Source organism: Dietzia aerolata, from assembly GCF_014144865.1.
GTDB classification, from domain to species: Bacteria; Actinomycetota; Actinomycetes; order Mycobacteriales; family Mycobacteriaceae; genus Dietzia; species Dietzia aerolata.
Genome location: NZ_JAALDM010000319.1, coordinates 1 through 14220 on the forward strand (window position 1 = coordinate 1; position 14220 = coordinate 14220).

The window sequence follows — 14220 nt, forward strand, 5'->3', positions numbered from 1 at the left end:
AGGTCCCTGTCGAGCGCGTGTGCCACGGCCTTGCGCGCCCGCTCGTCGGTGAAGACGCCGTTGTAGCCCGCCACCCCGTTGTTCATGACGATCGCGCGACCGGAACTGATCACCGACAGGAAACCCTGCGCGTCATCCTGCGTGGCGTCGTTGATGAACTGGGCGCCGCGAAGATACCCAACCTGGATCTCGTCGTTCTGGAACGATTCGAGGGTCGCCTGGGACCCGGGGATCGAGATGAAGCGCAGAGTGGGGCAGACCGGGCCGTCGTAGTAGGTGGGATTGGGTTCCAGAACCACCTCCTGGCCAGGGGTGTTGCTGGCCATGACGTACGCGCCGGCGCCGATCGGGTTTTCGGCCCACTCCTCAGAGCCGACCTCGGTGTACGCGTCCTCGGGGATCACCTCGCCGGCAGAGCGCGTTAGTGCGAACGGGAAACCCGCCCACGGCTCGCCGAGGACGAACTCGACGGTGAGAGGGTCGACGACGCGAACGGTCTCGATCTCGTCGACATCGGTCTTGGCCGTTGACGCGGTCGAGGGGTCCTTGTGGAGGCCAACGGTGAACTTCACATCGTCCGCGGTGAGCGGGTCGCCGTTGGAGAACGTGACGCCGTCCCGGAGCTTGAGGGTCCACACCGTGTTGTCCTCATTCGGCTCGAGCGACTCGGCGAGCTTGGGTTCGAACTCCGCAGTCTCGGGGTTCCAGCGCATGAGTCGGTCGTAGATCGCGGCGGACTGCGCGCCGCCCCGCAGCCCGTAGTGGCCCTGGCCGGGAGAGAACGAGGGAAGCATGACGTACTCGCCCATGGTGATGGTGCCGCCTGCCATGTCCTCGGTGCAGCGGCTCGTCTCGTCCGGGGTCCGTACGTCACCGCCCGCGGCCGATACCGCGTCATTCCCGCCGCTGCCACACGCGGTGAGGGTCAGGGTGGTGGCGGACAGAACCGCGAGGGCGAGTTTGTTCACAATGCCTCCAGAAACAGGGCGAAGCGCTGACACACGGCCGACGATGCTCGGAGGAGCTCGTCCTTAACAGCGGATGTTACTTCGTGTTGACACGTGTAATCGCGGCTTTCGCCGATTCGCGCGGCGCTGCCCGCCTGCGGGGTGGTGGAGCGGTCCCCGTCGATCGCACGGCCGTAACAGGCACGGGCGCGGGGTGCGATATACCGTACAGGACAACAGATCCCGATAGTGAGGAGTAACGATGTTCCCTGAAGGCTCCCTTGAGAACCCGCTGCGCTACCTTTTCGGCCCCGGGCCGGGCGAGCCGATGTGCTTGGCACTGACCCCGGAGTGCATGGGTTTGCTGCCCTTCCTCGCTTCCCGGTTCAGCTTCGGTTCCTGAACCCAGCGAACGTACGCAACGCATCGGCCATCCACAGGAGTAAATGGGTCAGGAGTAGCGGTGCGATGAGGACCAGCGCGCCCCAGCCCGTGGCTGCTACCGCGACCCAGTGCCCCCACCACGACCAGAGGTCACAAAAGTAGTCCGGAAGACGTGACAGTTTCTCTCTCATCGTCGACCCAGCCCCGGCGCGGGGCGCGTCGTCGTGGTGCCGCGCGAGATCCACGTCTGTGAAGAACTCGGACGCCTCGGAGGCGGTAGTGGCTACGCGGAACTGCGCGGGGGGAGGGGAGTGTGGAACCGAGTACATGTACGGGATTCGACGCCGCGACCGCATCGGATGGCAACGCCCGGCTCTGAACCGTGGAGGAAGTTCGTGTCATTGACTCGCCGTCTGATCGTTCCCACCGTCGTGGCCCTCACCCCGTTGGGCCTGGCAGCCTGCGGCTCGAGCGGATCGGAGTCAACGGCGACCACGGTGAAGGAGACGACGACCGCAGCGACGGCTCCGCAGGACACCGATGCCAGGGCCCCTGAGGCAGATCAGGCGCCCGGGACAGACGCGGAACCCCAGGACAATGTGGGCATGCTCGAAGTGACTGTCCGCGGGGATCAGGGCGTCCTCGGGCTCCAGTACTCCGGTTCCGTTCCGGCCGGTACGCCGGGACCCGCGAGCAACAAACTCATCACCGGGCCGGGCGGGTGCTTCGCGGTTATCGGTGCCGGAGCACCTCAACTGGCGATCTTCCCGCCCGACGCCACGTTCGTGCTGCAGAACGGCAAGCCGTCGGTGACGGTCGACGGGGCCGAGCACCCCGTGGGCCGCGAGCTCACCTTCGACACGGCCGTGGTGCCCGTCCAGCAGGTGGCTGGTCTGCCAGAGCGGTGCACTCGTGGTGCGGCGGACACGGTGCTGGTGGTGCTCTGACCTCACGACTCCGGAAGAGTCAGCTCGCCATCCGATCGGGGCGGACATCACCTGACCGCCGCCGCACCGCCTGCGCCACCCCGATCAGCAGCCCGCCGACCACCAGCACGCCCGCGCCGACCGCGACCAGGTGTGTGACCGTGGGCGGATCCGGTGCGCCCATCTGCGAGGCGGACCAGTAGAGCAGCACCCAACTGGCGGCGAGGATCCACACACCCACAGTCCAGATCGGGCGGTGTGGCCGCGCGGTAGGCCTACCCGGCCACGCCAGGCCGTCCGGGGCCCGGTCGGACCAGAGGCTCGCCGCCCACAGCAGAACCGTGGTGAGTGCGGCGAGGATCGCGGCCCATTTCGCTTCTGGCACCAGCACGGTAGAGAGCAGGAATCCGGCCGCCAGCGCGGCCAGCGCGAGGAGCGCCACGCTCCAGGCGACGCCTGCCGCGCGCCACAGCGGCTGGTGGTCACTGCACAGTGACCACCAGCCGCGGCGCAGGCCCGCCGTCACCAGGACCACCACGGTCACCGTGCCCACAAGCGCCGAGACCAGCAGCCACACCTGGGTTATCGCGGAGGCGGGATTCACGGACTCTCCTTCGGCCGCGTCATCGTGGTGACCGAGTGCGCGGGGAACACCCGTCGGGGGGTGTCCGCATCAAAGGTCACGGTGTCGGTCACGATGCCCACACCGGTCACCGAGTCGAAGTGTGGGGCGTCGAGGGTGGCGACCTCGCCCTTTCGGTACCCGTCCGGGAGGGTGAGTTCGGCCTCCACATCCCGCTCGGGGTCGCGGTTGACCACGGTCAGGGTCAGGTCGTCGCCGGTCCGGGTGGCCAGGGTGACCAGCGCCCCATACTGCCCGGCCGCGGAGACGCGGCGGGGACCGTTCTCGACCGTCGACTCCAGCACCTCCTGGCCGGCCAGCGGCGAGAGCATCTGCAGGACCAGTGCGGTGGGGGACGGGGAGAAATCCGGCGCGGGGCTGAAGATCGCCACGTTGCGCGAACCGAGATTGGTGGACGTCGAGTCCCCGTTGTGATTGTCAGGCACATCGACCAGGGAGTGCTTCAGCGCCGCCGGGATGCCACCCTCGGCGAACGCGGCGAGCTGGGTGGCCACGTACAGCGCCGGACTCACCGAGGCCAGGTAGTCCCTGCCCGGCTCCCGCCACGTCTGGAAGCCGGGGACCGGCGACGCGCCGTATTCGGTGACCAGCAGTGGGATGTCGCGTCCAGCGGTGTGCCGGATCTCGGCCTGCTCCCGGGCGACGTGGGCGGCCTGCCAGTTGCTGCCCATCATGACGTGGTCGTGGGTCTGGTCGGCGTTCATGGGGGAGACGATCCAGGTGTAGAGGGGTGCGAGACCTGACAGTCGAACGCGGGGTCGTCCCCGATCGCCTCGAGGAACGCGTCCCCCTGGTAGCTGGAGCAGACGCGGATGTCGGGGTCCGCCTCCTTCATGGCGCGGACGAAGTCCATGTATCCGGCGCGCGGGCCACTGGTGTAGCTCACCGTCAGCCGGGTCCCCTCCGGTGGGACGGAGCCGTGGACGCCGTCGCCGAAGCGGACCTCGCCGGACTCGTGGTCCGGGGTGAAGACCGTGTCGTCCGGTCCCGCACCGTCCAGGGTGGGGATCTGAGTCCACACCTCGCCGTCCACCATCACCCGCGGATCCGGTGCGACCGGGGCGTAGGCCACCTGGCGGACCTGGTCGGGGGAGCCGTCGCTGATCTGGGCGTCGGCGCGGCGGTCGCAGTCGGTGGTCAGCGGCTGGTCGGTGAACTCGGTCGTCCCGCCGTGGGCGTACTTGTGGGCGCGCTCGGGGTGTTCGCCGGGGAGGATCGAGGCGTCCTGTTCCATCCAGTACGCCTGGTCGCCCACATCGGGCTCGTTGCCGACCTCCCACCACGTCACCCCGTACGGTTCGGGGTGGCCGTGCTCTGCCCGCAGGTCCGCCCAGGGGCTGGTGCCGACGGGGGCGTTCATGTAGCTCACCCAGTCCGCCGCCTCCTGCGGGGTGGCGGTGGCGAAGTTCACCACCATGGTGGTCTCGGCGCCCATCTGCTCGACCAGCGCCATGTGCTCGTCGGGCCCGATGGTGCTGTCCAGTGGGGCACCGTCGCCGCCGCCGGTCTGGCAGCGTCTGTCCTCACGCGGCCCGATCGCCCGTTTCCACCGGAAGGTGTTGGCCACCGTGCCGCCGGGATAGCGCAGCATGCTCACCCCGGTCGACCGTGCGTTGGCCACCAGCCGCTGCTGCGGCTCGCCGTCGGGGGGTGAACGAGCCGAACGCGTCGTAGGGGTACCGGTGGTTAGCGCCGAAGAGCCCCTGGGGGCCACCGGACCGGTGGGTTCCGCGCCCACGACGATCCTGGTCTGCCGGGCGCCCGAGTAGACCAGGACCGCCGCGACGAGTCCGGTGAGGACGACGACAACGGCGACCAGGCGTGACCGTCGCTGAGCCATACCGGTCATCCTGACATCGTTCACGCGTCAGCGGAGCGTGCGTGAACGAAACCGAGTGCTGCTCCGGGCTCACCGCCGCGTTGTCGGGGTCGACCCCGGGGACCACACCAAGCGGTCACGTTCCCGCACCGGGGACCACGGACCGGAACGGCATGATCAGACGTGAGATCGTCACATCGCTGAGTAGATCGCCTCGAGGTAGTCGTTCGGTCGTGCGGCCCCGACGAGCTCGGGCGACATCTTGTTCATCACATAGGCGACGGTGATCCCGCGGTCCAGGTCCGCCGTGACGACCGAGCCGCCGTATCCGGTCCACCAGCACACCCTGCCCGAAGGCACCCCGGGCATGGACGCGCTCGGTAAAGCCCACCCGAGCCCGAAGCGGATCGGGGCGCCGAGAACCCGGTCTGTGCCGTCGGATTGTGTGTCGCCGATGCGGTCGATCGTCGTTGGTGAGACGAACCGGTGACCGTCCACTGTGCCCGCGCAGGTGAGGATCGACTGGATCCTGGCCACGGACCGGGCATGTCCCTGGCCGTTCACAGCACCGAGTTCAGCCGTCAGGAAGTCAGGGTCGGTCGTCAGGTCAGGACTGAACGCCGGATTGGTCAACGTGCGGCGGGTGACGTTCTCGGCTGGAAGGGCGGTCAGGTCGAATCCGGTCGGCGGTGGCGCGACCATGGTCGCAATCCGCTCGGGAGCGTCAAGCAGCGTCGGCGGCGCACCGATCCAGTAGTCGGCCTCCAGCGGTCCGGCGATCTCCTTTGCAAAGAAGTCACCCAGCGACATTCCGGTGATGCGCTCCACCAGTTCGCCCACGAGGGTGCCGAAAGAGATCGCGTGGTACCCGGAACCGTCGCCCGGCGTCCACCACGGCTCCTGTGCGGCGAGCAATGCTGCTGCGGCGGAGGTGTCGTAGACGTCCTCGATGCGGACCGGGTGGGTCCAGCCGGCGAGACCACTGGTGTGGCCGAGAACGTGGCGCACCAGAACGGTGCCCTCGTCGACCTGTCCGCCGTTGCCTCGACCCTTTCCGGCGGCGGCGAACTCCGGCCAATAGTCGGCCACGGCGGCGTCAGGGTCGAGCAGATCTCGATCTATGAGAACCAGCGCCGCCAGTGCCGTCATGGTCTTGGTCAACGAGTAGGTGTTGGCCACCGTGTCCTTTTCCCACGGACGCGACGACGCGGCGTTCGCCGTCCCTCCCCACAGGTCCACGACCACGTCCTCGCCCTGCATCACGCACAGCGACGCGCCCAGCTCCTCGCCGCCCTCGATTCTGCGAGTGAACAACTCTCGCACCGCCCGGAACCGTGGGGTGCATGTGCCCTCCACGGCAGCACCCGTCATTGCACACCCGCCTTGTCCAGAAGTCGCCGCGCGAGGGTCGGTCGCGGAGGCACCTGCCCTCGGGCGCGGTGCTCGCCAGCGTCGATCTCGGCGAGGAGATCCCTGGTATATCGGGCGAAGTCGATCTGGATGGTGTGCCTGCGGGCGTTGTAGTACTGGCCCAGATGCTTGTCCTCGTCGTGGACGATCTTCTCGGTCATCTCCGCCACGGAGGGGAGCTGGTACTCGCCGACCAAGTGCCGGGCAATGAGTTTGCTCTGTTGTTCGGCCAGGTTGACGATCGTGGGGGACGACTGCGCTAGGCCCGCGTAGTACAGGTCGTCCACGCCGGGCTTGATGATGCGCTTGAACAACGGGTACCGGTGCTCGGAGTCGGGGTGGAGCTCCCGGTCGTCGAAGAAGGGGAAGGACATCGTGTAGCCGGTGGCAAAGACGATCGCGTCCACCGTGATGCGTTGGCCGTCGGTGAGGATCACCGCGTCACCGTCGAAGCGTTCGATGGCGGGTACACAGGTCAGGTCTCCGGAACCGGACTTCTCCAGGAAGTCGATGCTCACCGACGGGTGTGCGGCGAGCGGTTCGTGATCAGGCGCGGGGAGACCATAGTCCTCCATGTTGCCGATGCCCTTGCGGATCGCTCGACGGGAGATCTTCAGTCCCAGCTTCTTGGGCATCCACGGCGGCATCATCATCTTGTCCGCCGGCTTGCCTCCCCGATACTTGGACAGCACCCACACGCCACGCCGTGCGGATACCCACACGTGCTCGGCGACGGTACGGCTGGACAGCTCGGAGGCGATGTCCAGGCCGGAGTTGCCCATGCCCACCACCATCACGCGACTACCGTGCATGTCGACCGGGTCCGTCGGGGACCGGTACTCGTGACTGTGAATGATCGCCCCGTCGAAGGTGCCGGGGTAATCCGGGGTGTGCGGGTTCCAGTGGTGCCCGTTTGCCACGACGAGAGCGTCGTACGTGCGGGTTTCCCCGGTGGGCAGGGTGATGTCCCACCCCCCGCCGGGAAGCCGTTCGGCGTTCTCGACGCGGGTGTTGAACGTGATGGACTCCCGGAGGCCGAAGTGGTCCACGTAATCACGGAAGTACTGGTGCATCAGGGTGTGGTGGGGAAAGTGGGGCCAGTGATCCGGGGCGGGGAAGTCCTCGAACTCCAGCCGGGTGGTGGAGGTGTCGATGTGAAGGGACTGGTATGCCGAGGACATTCCGTTGGGGTTGTTGTAGTACCAGTTGCCGCCCACATCGTCGGAGGTCTCGAAGCAGTCAAAGGCGATGCCGTAGTCCTTGAGGCGCTTGGCGGTGGTGATGCCGGAGCAGCCCGCGCCGATGATGCACACGATCTTGTCCGACGCGCCGTTGCCGGGGAACGCCGGGGTGAAGGGTTTCGATGCGCTGGTCACAATGGTGTCCTTTCGCCATGTCGATGGGCTGAGTGGCGGCGGTCGAAGTGCGGTCGGTACCTGCCCCCATACCAGCCGCCCCTGTGATCTGGGTCATACTGTACGCCTTACTGACGCTTTGTCTAGTGAGTTGTTGAAGCGTCGTGTGAGACCGGCCGTAGGCTGTAACTGCCGGACACAGCTCGCGAAGGGTGCACACCAGTGGAGACGAAAGACGGGGCCGGGCGGCCCGCTGCGCCGAATCTGCGCGACGAACAGAAGCGCCACACGCGCAGGGCATTGCTAGATCACGGACGACAACTGTTCGTCGCCCGTAGCTACCCGAACGTGACGATCGACGACATCACGCGGGCCGTCGGCTGCAGCCGGGCCACCTTCTACCTCCACTTCAAGAACAAGATGGACCTGCTCGCGAGCATCAGTGCGGAGACCACCGAGTACCGCGCCAAGGAGGTGTACCGGGACCTGGATGCAGTTCTGCTCACCGGTGAGCATGTCGAGTTCGTGGCATGGGTGGACCGGGCACTGGACTGGTTCGCACGGAACCGCGAGATTCTTCCCACGTGGGACCAGGCGCTGGCCGCGGAGCCCGAATTCCAGGCGATCGGTCGCCACTCCATCCAGGAACTCACCGACGCGATGCCGCAGTACCTCAACCGTTGGCCACGTGCCCGGCACGGCGAGGCCAGGTTTCGGGTCGAGTTGCTGGTGACCCAGCTGGAGCGCTACTTCACGCGAGCAGAGGTCCAGGGAACCATCGACTACGCGGGCGACGGTCCTGAGCGTTCAGTCGCCGAGGTTCTCGCCGACATCTGGTTTCCTGCGCTCCAGCCACCGACAGACGAATGACCCGTGGTCAGTCGGCTCACGGGCTCTCGATATACGCACCGTCGAAGAGCATGACCCCCGAGGACGTGGGGGCCACGCCCTTGACCTTCTCGTCCACGGCCACGTACTCCTCGGCGTTGGCGAAGATCGTGAACGGCATGATCGTGTTCTGGACCTCCTGGAACCGGTTGAGTGCAGCGATCTGCTCGTCGAGGCCGGAGGCGGTCTTGAGGGCGCGACCGGCCTCGGCGAGCTCGGCGTTGTCCACTCCGCTGTTGTTCGTCGGTCCGCCGGGCGTGACGTAGGCGGTGAAGCTCGCCGAGGGGTCGGCGTCTGAGGGGTTGAGGCCGCCGATGGTCATCTCGTAGTCGTGCCCGAACAGGCGTGCGGCCTGTTGCGACTGGGGAACATTCTCGAGGGTGACGTTGAATCCCACGGCATCGAGCATCGCCTTGATGATCACGCCGGTCTCGATGTTCTCGGGGCTGGTGTTGGTCAGCAAGGTCACGTCGCCGTTCCAGTCTCCCTCCGCCTTGAGCTCCTCGACCAGCTCCGAAGCGAGCTCTTGGTCGTAATCGAGGCCCCGCTGTCCGTCATAGAAGCGGGAGGATTCGGCCAGTAGCGCCGAGGTCGGCTGGCCGAGGCCTCCGGTGAGCCGGTCGTTGATCAGGTCCCTGTCGAGCGCGTGTGCCACGGCCTTGCGGGTACGCTCATCGGTGAAGATGCCGTCGTAGCCTGCGGCGCCGTTGTTCATGACGATGGCGCGCCCCGAGCTGATCACACTGAGGAAGCCCTGCATGTCGGCGTCCACGGCGTCGTGTACGAACTGTGCACCACGCAGGTACCCCACCTCGATCTCGCCGTTCTGCAACGACTCGAGCGTCGCCTGAGAACCCGGGATGGAGATGAACTTCAGAGTGGGGCACACCGGCCCTCCGTGATAGGTCGGGTTAGGTTCCATCACCACCTCCTGGCCCGGCGTGTTGCTGGCCACCACAAACGCGCCGGCGCCGATCGGGTTAGAAGCCCACTCCTCGGCACCCACCTCCGTGTAGGCGTCTTCCGGGATCACCTCGCCAGCCGAGCGGGTCAGCGCGAAGGGGAAGCCGACCCACGGTTCGGACAGCTCGAACTCGACCGTTAGCGGATCGATCACTCGGACGGTCTCGATCTCGTCGACATCGGTCTTTGCCGTTGACCCGACCGCCGGATCCTTGTGCAGGTCCATCGTGAACGCCACGTCGTCCGCGGTGAGCGGGTCACCGTTGGAGAAGGTGACGCCCTCCCGGAGCTTCAGAGTCCACACCGTGTTGTCGTCGTTCGACTCGAGGGACTCGGCCAACTGCGGCTCGAACTCGGCCGCCTCGGGATTCCAGCGCATGAGGCGGTCGTAGACCGCGGCGGACTGCGCGCCACCCCGGAGACCGTAGTGCCCCTGGCCGGGAGAGAACGAGGGGAGCATGACGTACTCGCCCATCGTGATGGTGCCGCCAGCCTGATCCCCGGTGCACCGGCTCGACTCATCCGGGGTTCGGTGCTCGCCGAGTTCGTTACCGCCGTCCGCCGTCGAGCTCGTCTCCCCACCGCCGCCACACGCGGACAGGGCCAGGGTGCTGGCGGTGAGGACGGCGACGGAAAGCTTCTTCACGAGGGCTCCTGAGGGGGCACGGGCGACGAGAGGACACCACGAGGCGTGCGGTGGGTGACGCGAACCTGAACAACTTTGTGACAGCAAACGATACGTCGGGTTGACAGGTGTGACCGGGATTTTCGCTGTGAAACACCGACTTTCCCGAGGGGCTGGGATTCCCCGGTGTGGCGCCTTCCGGGTGGACGTCGGAGACGCCGATGGTTCGGGAGCCTGAATGACCCGGCGACGGTGTCGTCATCGCTCTTCTCTCTCCCTCGGGTACCACCGCCACGGCGTGCCGAACGCGGATACGCTCCCACCCACGCGACCGAGGGCGGTTTCGACAACAGGGGGAGTGGGACGTGGCGGGGTTCGGATCGGCGGCAGTGCGCGCGCTCGCGGTGGTGGGGATGACCGTGCCTCAGGCCGCCGCCCCCGTCCCGAACAGTGCGACTGGCTGTCCTACCTGCGCTTCCGCTACCCGGCCGGGCCCACCGACTCCGCCGACGCGACCGCGTGGTGATCACCCAACCCGGCCTGTAAGAGGGCGCCGGCGCCATGGAGAGCCTCGCCCGCAACACCGTCCGCGCCGCCGCCGGCCGATCCGTGGCGTTCTGGGCACTGGACCGGCGCTCCAACTGCCTCGAGGACACCACCGGGATCCGGGCCGCCCTGGCCGCCGAGGACTTCTCGGTTGCCGCCGACTACTACTTTGACGGCGCCCCAGTGGACGGCCGCGCCTTCGGCGGCTTCGACCCCCGGGGGCGGTGCGGACCAGCTGGGATACGACATCGGATAGGTCGGATGGTGATGTGGAGGTTCGAGAGACGGGCGGACCGTTGTTGTCGTCGTCGACCTTCCCACCTTGCTCAGCTCGGCGGCGCCAGCCCGTCCCGCACGTCCTTGGTGAGCCGGACGTAGTCGCCGGTGTCGGTATCGCGGATCCAGACCCGGGGGCCGGCCTTGGGCAGGCCCCGCGCAGCGAGGCCGGAGGGGTCGGGTCGGTACCAGGTGGTCACCGGGATGTCGCGCACCACGTGGACGATGTCCGGGCGCGCGGCGGCCGGCACCGAGGCCAGCGCGCCGCCCACGTCGGCCGCGGTGATGGCATCTTTGCCCCACTTGGTCACCGCCGCCACGGCGAGGGTGCCGCCGGCGCCCGGGACGCCGTACACCACGGCCAGGTCCACCTCGGGTAGGTCCCCGAGGGCGTCGGCCACCTGGATGGGATACACCGGGCCGTGGTCGGTGTGGACCACCGAGCTCGCCGAGCCGAGCAACCAGAAGTCGCCGTCCCGGTCGCGTTCGAACACGTCGTTGGTTGACACCCACGTGTCCCCCGGGCGGAACACCCCACGGAGCTGACGCACCGAGGCGTCCACGCCGATGCGGGGCCTGCTCACCAACATTCCGGGGGCGTCGACCTCGGTGGGGACGGCGTAGCCGTCGGGCCCGGCAAGCACGGCGCCGGAATCCGGATGGAACTCGACCAGCTGTACTTCCGCCGTGCCGGGCAGCGGGCGGCCGCGCGCACCGGGCTTGGTGGTGGACAGGTTGGCCAGCACCACATCGGCCTCGGTCCCGGCGTAGAACTCGAGCACCCGCGTGCCCGGGTACCGCTCCAGCACCCGCCGCCACACCCCACGCGGCATGCCCGACCCCATGAACAGCCTGATCGACGGCAGTGATTCGCACGATGTGACCGGGCGACGAACCAGCTCGCGCATCATCGCCCAGGTGTACGACACGACGGTCACGCCGTACCGGCGGATCTCCTCGTCGAACGTCGCCGGATCAAACCCACGGGACAATGCGATCCTCGCCCCGCCGGCCACCGCGCCACCGACAGCGGTGAGTAGGCCCGACGGGTGGTGGAGTGGACTGAGGCAGTACACGGTCGACTCGGGGGTCAGGCGAGCCGCGCTGGCCGTGCCGAATGCCGACAGTGCCCAACGGTGATTGGTCACGAGCTTGGACTGCCATGAGCCCGTGGAGCGGGAGAAGAACAGGAACGCGGGCTCGCCGGCCCGCCCGGGGTCCGGCCGGTACCAGCGGGGCAGCACCACCTCGTCGGGATCGATCCGTTCGAGGTCCACGACGCCCTTGTCGAGACCGGCGGGGAGTTCGCGCTCGGCGCCGCCGCCCAGGACGAGTGCCCGGGCCCCGGCATCGGTGACCCTGGACGCGTGTTCGGGATCGGTCATTACGTCGGTCACTCCGCCGAGGTGGATGAGCTCGGACAGCGACCGCGTCGGGGGCAGCAGCACAGCCACCGCGCCGAGACGCGACAACGCGGCGATGGTGACCAACGCCGAGGGACGCGTCTCCATCACTACACCGACGTGATCACCCTGACGCACGCCCACCGTGATGAGTCCCTTGACCACGTTCGTGATGCGGGTGTCGACGGCCGCGTAGGTGTGGACACGGTCGGCGAACAGGAAGCACGCGTCATCCGGCTGGTTGCGTGCCCGCTCGGTGAGGAGCTTGGAGAACGAGACGCGCGTCCGCGGCTGGATCTGTCCGAGCCGCACCAGGCGCGGCGCCGCGTTCAATGCCTCGAAGCCGAGTGCCCGGGTGGTGTGCACGGTGTTGAGAGCGAGCTTGCCGGCTCCGCGCACCACACCGACCCCGAGCCCGGCGGCCTGGAACGCGCCGTCCGCCGCGAGCATCACCGTTTTGGTGGGAGAGGATTCGACCTCGGCACCCGGGTCGACATGCTCGATGTCCTCCGGTCGGTCCCCGGTGCCCTCGATCCAATCGGCCCACTCGGCGACGGTCGGCCACGTGATGGAGGCGGCAGTCGAGCCCACCACCAGTCCGAAGTGCCCGGCGCGGAGCGCGAGTTCATAGACCGTGGCGCGGGGGGCGACGGAGGCGATCTTGCGGACGCCCGCCGGGACGCCTATCTCGTCGACCTCGCCGAGGGCGGCGAGGACGGGGCAGGTGATATCCGCCAGGGAGAACACACGGTCGCCCACGACAAACCCGCCGACCATCATCCGATTCTGGATCACCACCTGCTGCACCATGTCGACGATCGCCGGGCCGGACCACGCCACAAAGCCGTCGCCGGCGAGGAACCTGCGCTGGCGCTCGTGCCCGAGTAGTGCCTCGCGATTATGGAGCTGCCGAAGGAAATCCACCTGCGCCCGGGCGGACTTGATGGGGTCGAGCAGACGGAACCCCGTCGATGCCATCCACCCGGGCAGGGAATGACCGTTGAAGACGTACTGTGCGGCGAAGCGCGCGACGGTCACGATCACATCCTCGGGGATACCGAGCGGGGCGTTGCCACGCCAGTCGATGGGGGAGCCGAACGTCACGAGGGACTCGAGGTCCCTGGAGCGCCGGTACGCCGCCGCCTGGTAGCAGAACATGCCGCCCTGGCTGTAGCCACCCAGATGCACCGAACGGCCCGTGGCCTCCACGACCAGGTCCACGGCGTCACTCACCGCCACCACGTGATCGGTGAGTGTGCGTTCGAGGCCGCCGGCCTCGAGATCCGGAGCACCGAAGTCGATCACCCACGGGTCCAACCCGGCCTCGTACAGGGCTGTGACCGCGCTCGTCGACGGGGACACGTCCCAGACCTCGGCGGAGATCATCATCGGCGGCACCAACACGATCGGCGGGCGCGGGCGCTGGTCCGCCCCGCCGGGGTCGCCATCGACGGCGACCGCGGCCATGTCTGCGTCCCCGGCCGTGGGGTAGTAGCGGCGCAGTCGAAACATCGGACGCCGGACGACGATCTCGAACGGGGCCGGTTCCTCGTCGGTCTGGAGACCGCCGAACCGCACCACCTCGACCGCGTTCACGACGAACGATGTGGCGGTCTTGATCGCGGCCGCGAGGGTGTCGGGTGTGGGAATCATAGTGCCAGTGAGGATAGAACGGTCGCCATCGGTGTGGTGTCGGTACGGGACCGGCTGTGGCATGACCTGCGGCTGCCACAGCGTAAACACAGTAGAGGCGCTGCCCAACTCAGATTTCCATTAGATCGGCCTCCGGCTTCTTCGTCCCAGTTAGCGCTCTGGTTCTGAGGTTCGATGCGACACCGTTCGAGTGGGAGTTTCACCTTCCACCGGCACCTGCGCCCAAGTATGGGGACCGCTGTCTGCCGGAGCAGGTGTTCGAGGTGTACAACCGCACTCTTGTGTGCGTGTACACGGGGACTCCGGAGCCCTGGTGGGTCTACGTCGCTCCGGAAGCACTCAACCCCGACGTGGTCTCGGCGCCCATCTGCTCGACCAGCGC

12 protein-coding genes are annotated in these 14220 nt (G+C 67.7%); 3 read left to right on the forward strand and 9 right to left on the reverse strand.

The window, feature by feature from the left end; translation table 11 throughout:
• Nucleotides 1-968 (reverse strand): ABC transporter substrate-binding protein (locus G6016_RS15755; RefSeq protein WP_182633545.1); only part of this gene is annotated, 968 nt, incomplete at its 3' end.
• Between the two features lie 241 nt (nucleotides 969-1209).
• On the opposite strand from G6016_RS15755, the gene G6016_RS15760 reads away from it, so the two are divergent.
• On the forward strand, nucleotides 1210-1350 hold the full coding sequence (locus G6016_RS15760; RefSeq protein WP_182633546.1) for a hypothetical protein: 141 nt from the start codon (nucleotides 1210-1212) through the stop codon (nucleotides 1348-1350).
• On the opposite strand, the gene G6016_RS17860 is transcribed toward G6016_RS15760, so the two are convergent.
• The gene (locus tag G6016_RS17860; protein ID WP_380023305.1) at nucleotides 1334-1687 is read right to left on the reverse strand and encodes a DUF1295 domain-containing protein; all 354 of its coding nucleotides are present in this window, start codon (nucleotides 1685-1687) and stop codon (nucleotides 1334-1336) included. The two genes, G6016_RS15760 and G6016_RS17860, sit on opposite strands and share 17 nt — an antisense overlap.
• A gap of 249 nt (nucleotides 1688-1936) precedes the next feature.
• Here G6016_RS17860 and G6016_RS15770 point away from each other — a divergent pair, with 249 nt between their 5' ends.
• Entirely contained in the window at nucleotides 1937-2278 is a 342-nt protein-coding gene (locus tag G6016_RS15770) for a hypothetical protein (RefSeq protein WP_182633548.1), read from the forward strand.
• Between the two features lie 19 nt (nucleotides 2279-2297).
• On the opposite strand, the gene G6016_RS15775 is transcribed toward G6016_RS15770, so the two are convergent.
• The 5 genes from G6016_RS15775 to G6016_RS15795 all read right to left on the reverse strand — a co-directional run bounded on the left by G6016_RS15775 (nucleotide 2298) and on the right by G6016_RS15795 (nucleotide 7445).
• Nucleotides 2298-2861 carry a hypothetical protein gene (locus G6016_RS15775; RefSeq protein ID WP_182633549.1) on the reverse strand — a complete coding sequence of 188 codons (564 nt, stop codon included), beginning with the start codon at nucleotides 2859-2861 and terminating at the stop codon, nucleotides 2298-2300.
• Nucleotides 2858-3604 carry a hypothetical protein gene (locus G6016_RS15780; RefSeq protein WP_182633550.1) on the reverse strand — a complete coding sequence of 249 codons (747 nt, stop codon included), beginning with the start codon at nucleotides 3602-3604 and terminating at the stop codon, nucleotides 2858-2860. Before G6016_RS15780 ends, G6016_RS15775 begins: the two co-directional genes overlap by 4 nt.
• Nucleotides 3601-4749: an alpha-L-arabinofuranosidase family protein gene (locus G6016_RS15785; RefSeq protein WP_182633551.1), complete on the reverse strand. Its 1149-nt coding sequence runs from the start codon at nucleotides 4747-4749 to the stop codon at nucleotides 3601-3603. Before G6016_RS15785 ends, G6016_RS15780 begins: the two co-directional genes overlap by 4 nt.
• Before the next feature lie 162 nt (nucleotides 4750-4911).
• The gene (locus G6016_RS15790; protein WP_338403645.1) at nucleotides 4912-6042 is read right to left on the reverse strand and encodes a serine hydrolase domain-containing protein; all 1131 of its coding nucleotides are present in this window, start codon (nucleotides 6040-6042) and stop codon (nucleotides 4912-4914) included.
• Nucleotides 6043-6086: 44 nt separating this feature from the next.
• On the reverse strand, nucleotides 6087-7445 hold the full coding sequence (locus G6016_RS15795; RefSeq protein ID WP_182633579.1) for an NAD(P)-binding domain-containing protein: 1359 nt from the start codon (nucleotides 7443-7445) through the stop codon (nucleotides 6087-6089).
• Between the two features lie 261 nt (nucleotides 7446-7706).
• On the opposite strand from G6016_RS15795, the gene G6016_RS15800 reads away from it, so the two are divergent.
• Nucleotides 7707-8354 carry a TetR family transcriptional regulator gene (locus G6016_RS15800; protein ID WP_182633553.1) on the forward strand — a complete coding sequence of 216 codons (648 nt, stop codon included), beginning with the start codon at nucleotides 7707-7709 and terminating at the stop codon, nucleotides 8352-8354.
• A gap of 16 nt (nucleotides 8355-8370) precedes the next feature.
• Here G6016_RS15800 and G6016_RS15805 read toward each other — a convergent pair whose 3' ends face one another.
• Both G6016_RS15805 and G6016_RS15810 read right to left on the reverse strand, forming a co-directional pair.
• Entirely contained in the window at nucleotides 8371-9981 is a 1611-nt protein-coding gene (locus G6016_RS15805; RefSeq protein WP_182633554.1) for an ABC transporter substrate-binding protein, read from the reverse strand.
• 851 nt (nucleotides 9982-10832) lie between these two features.
• The gene (locus tag G6016_RS15810; protein WP_182633555.1) at nucleotides 10833-13838 is read right to left on the reverse strand and encodes an AMP-binding protein; all 3006 of its coding nucleotides are present in this window, start codon (nucleotides 13836-13838) and stop codon (nucleotides 10833-10835) included.
• Nucleotides 13839-14220: the final 382 nt, after the last annotated feature.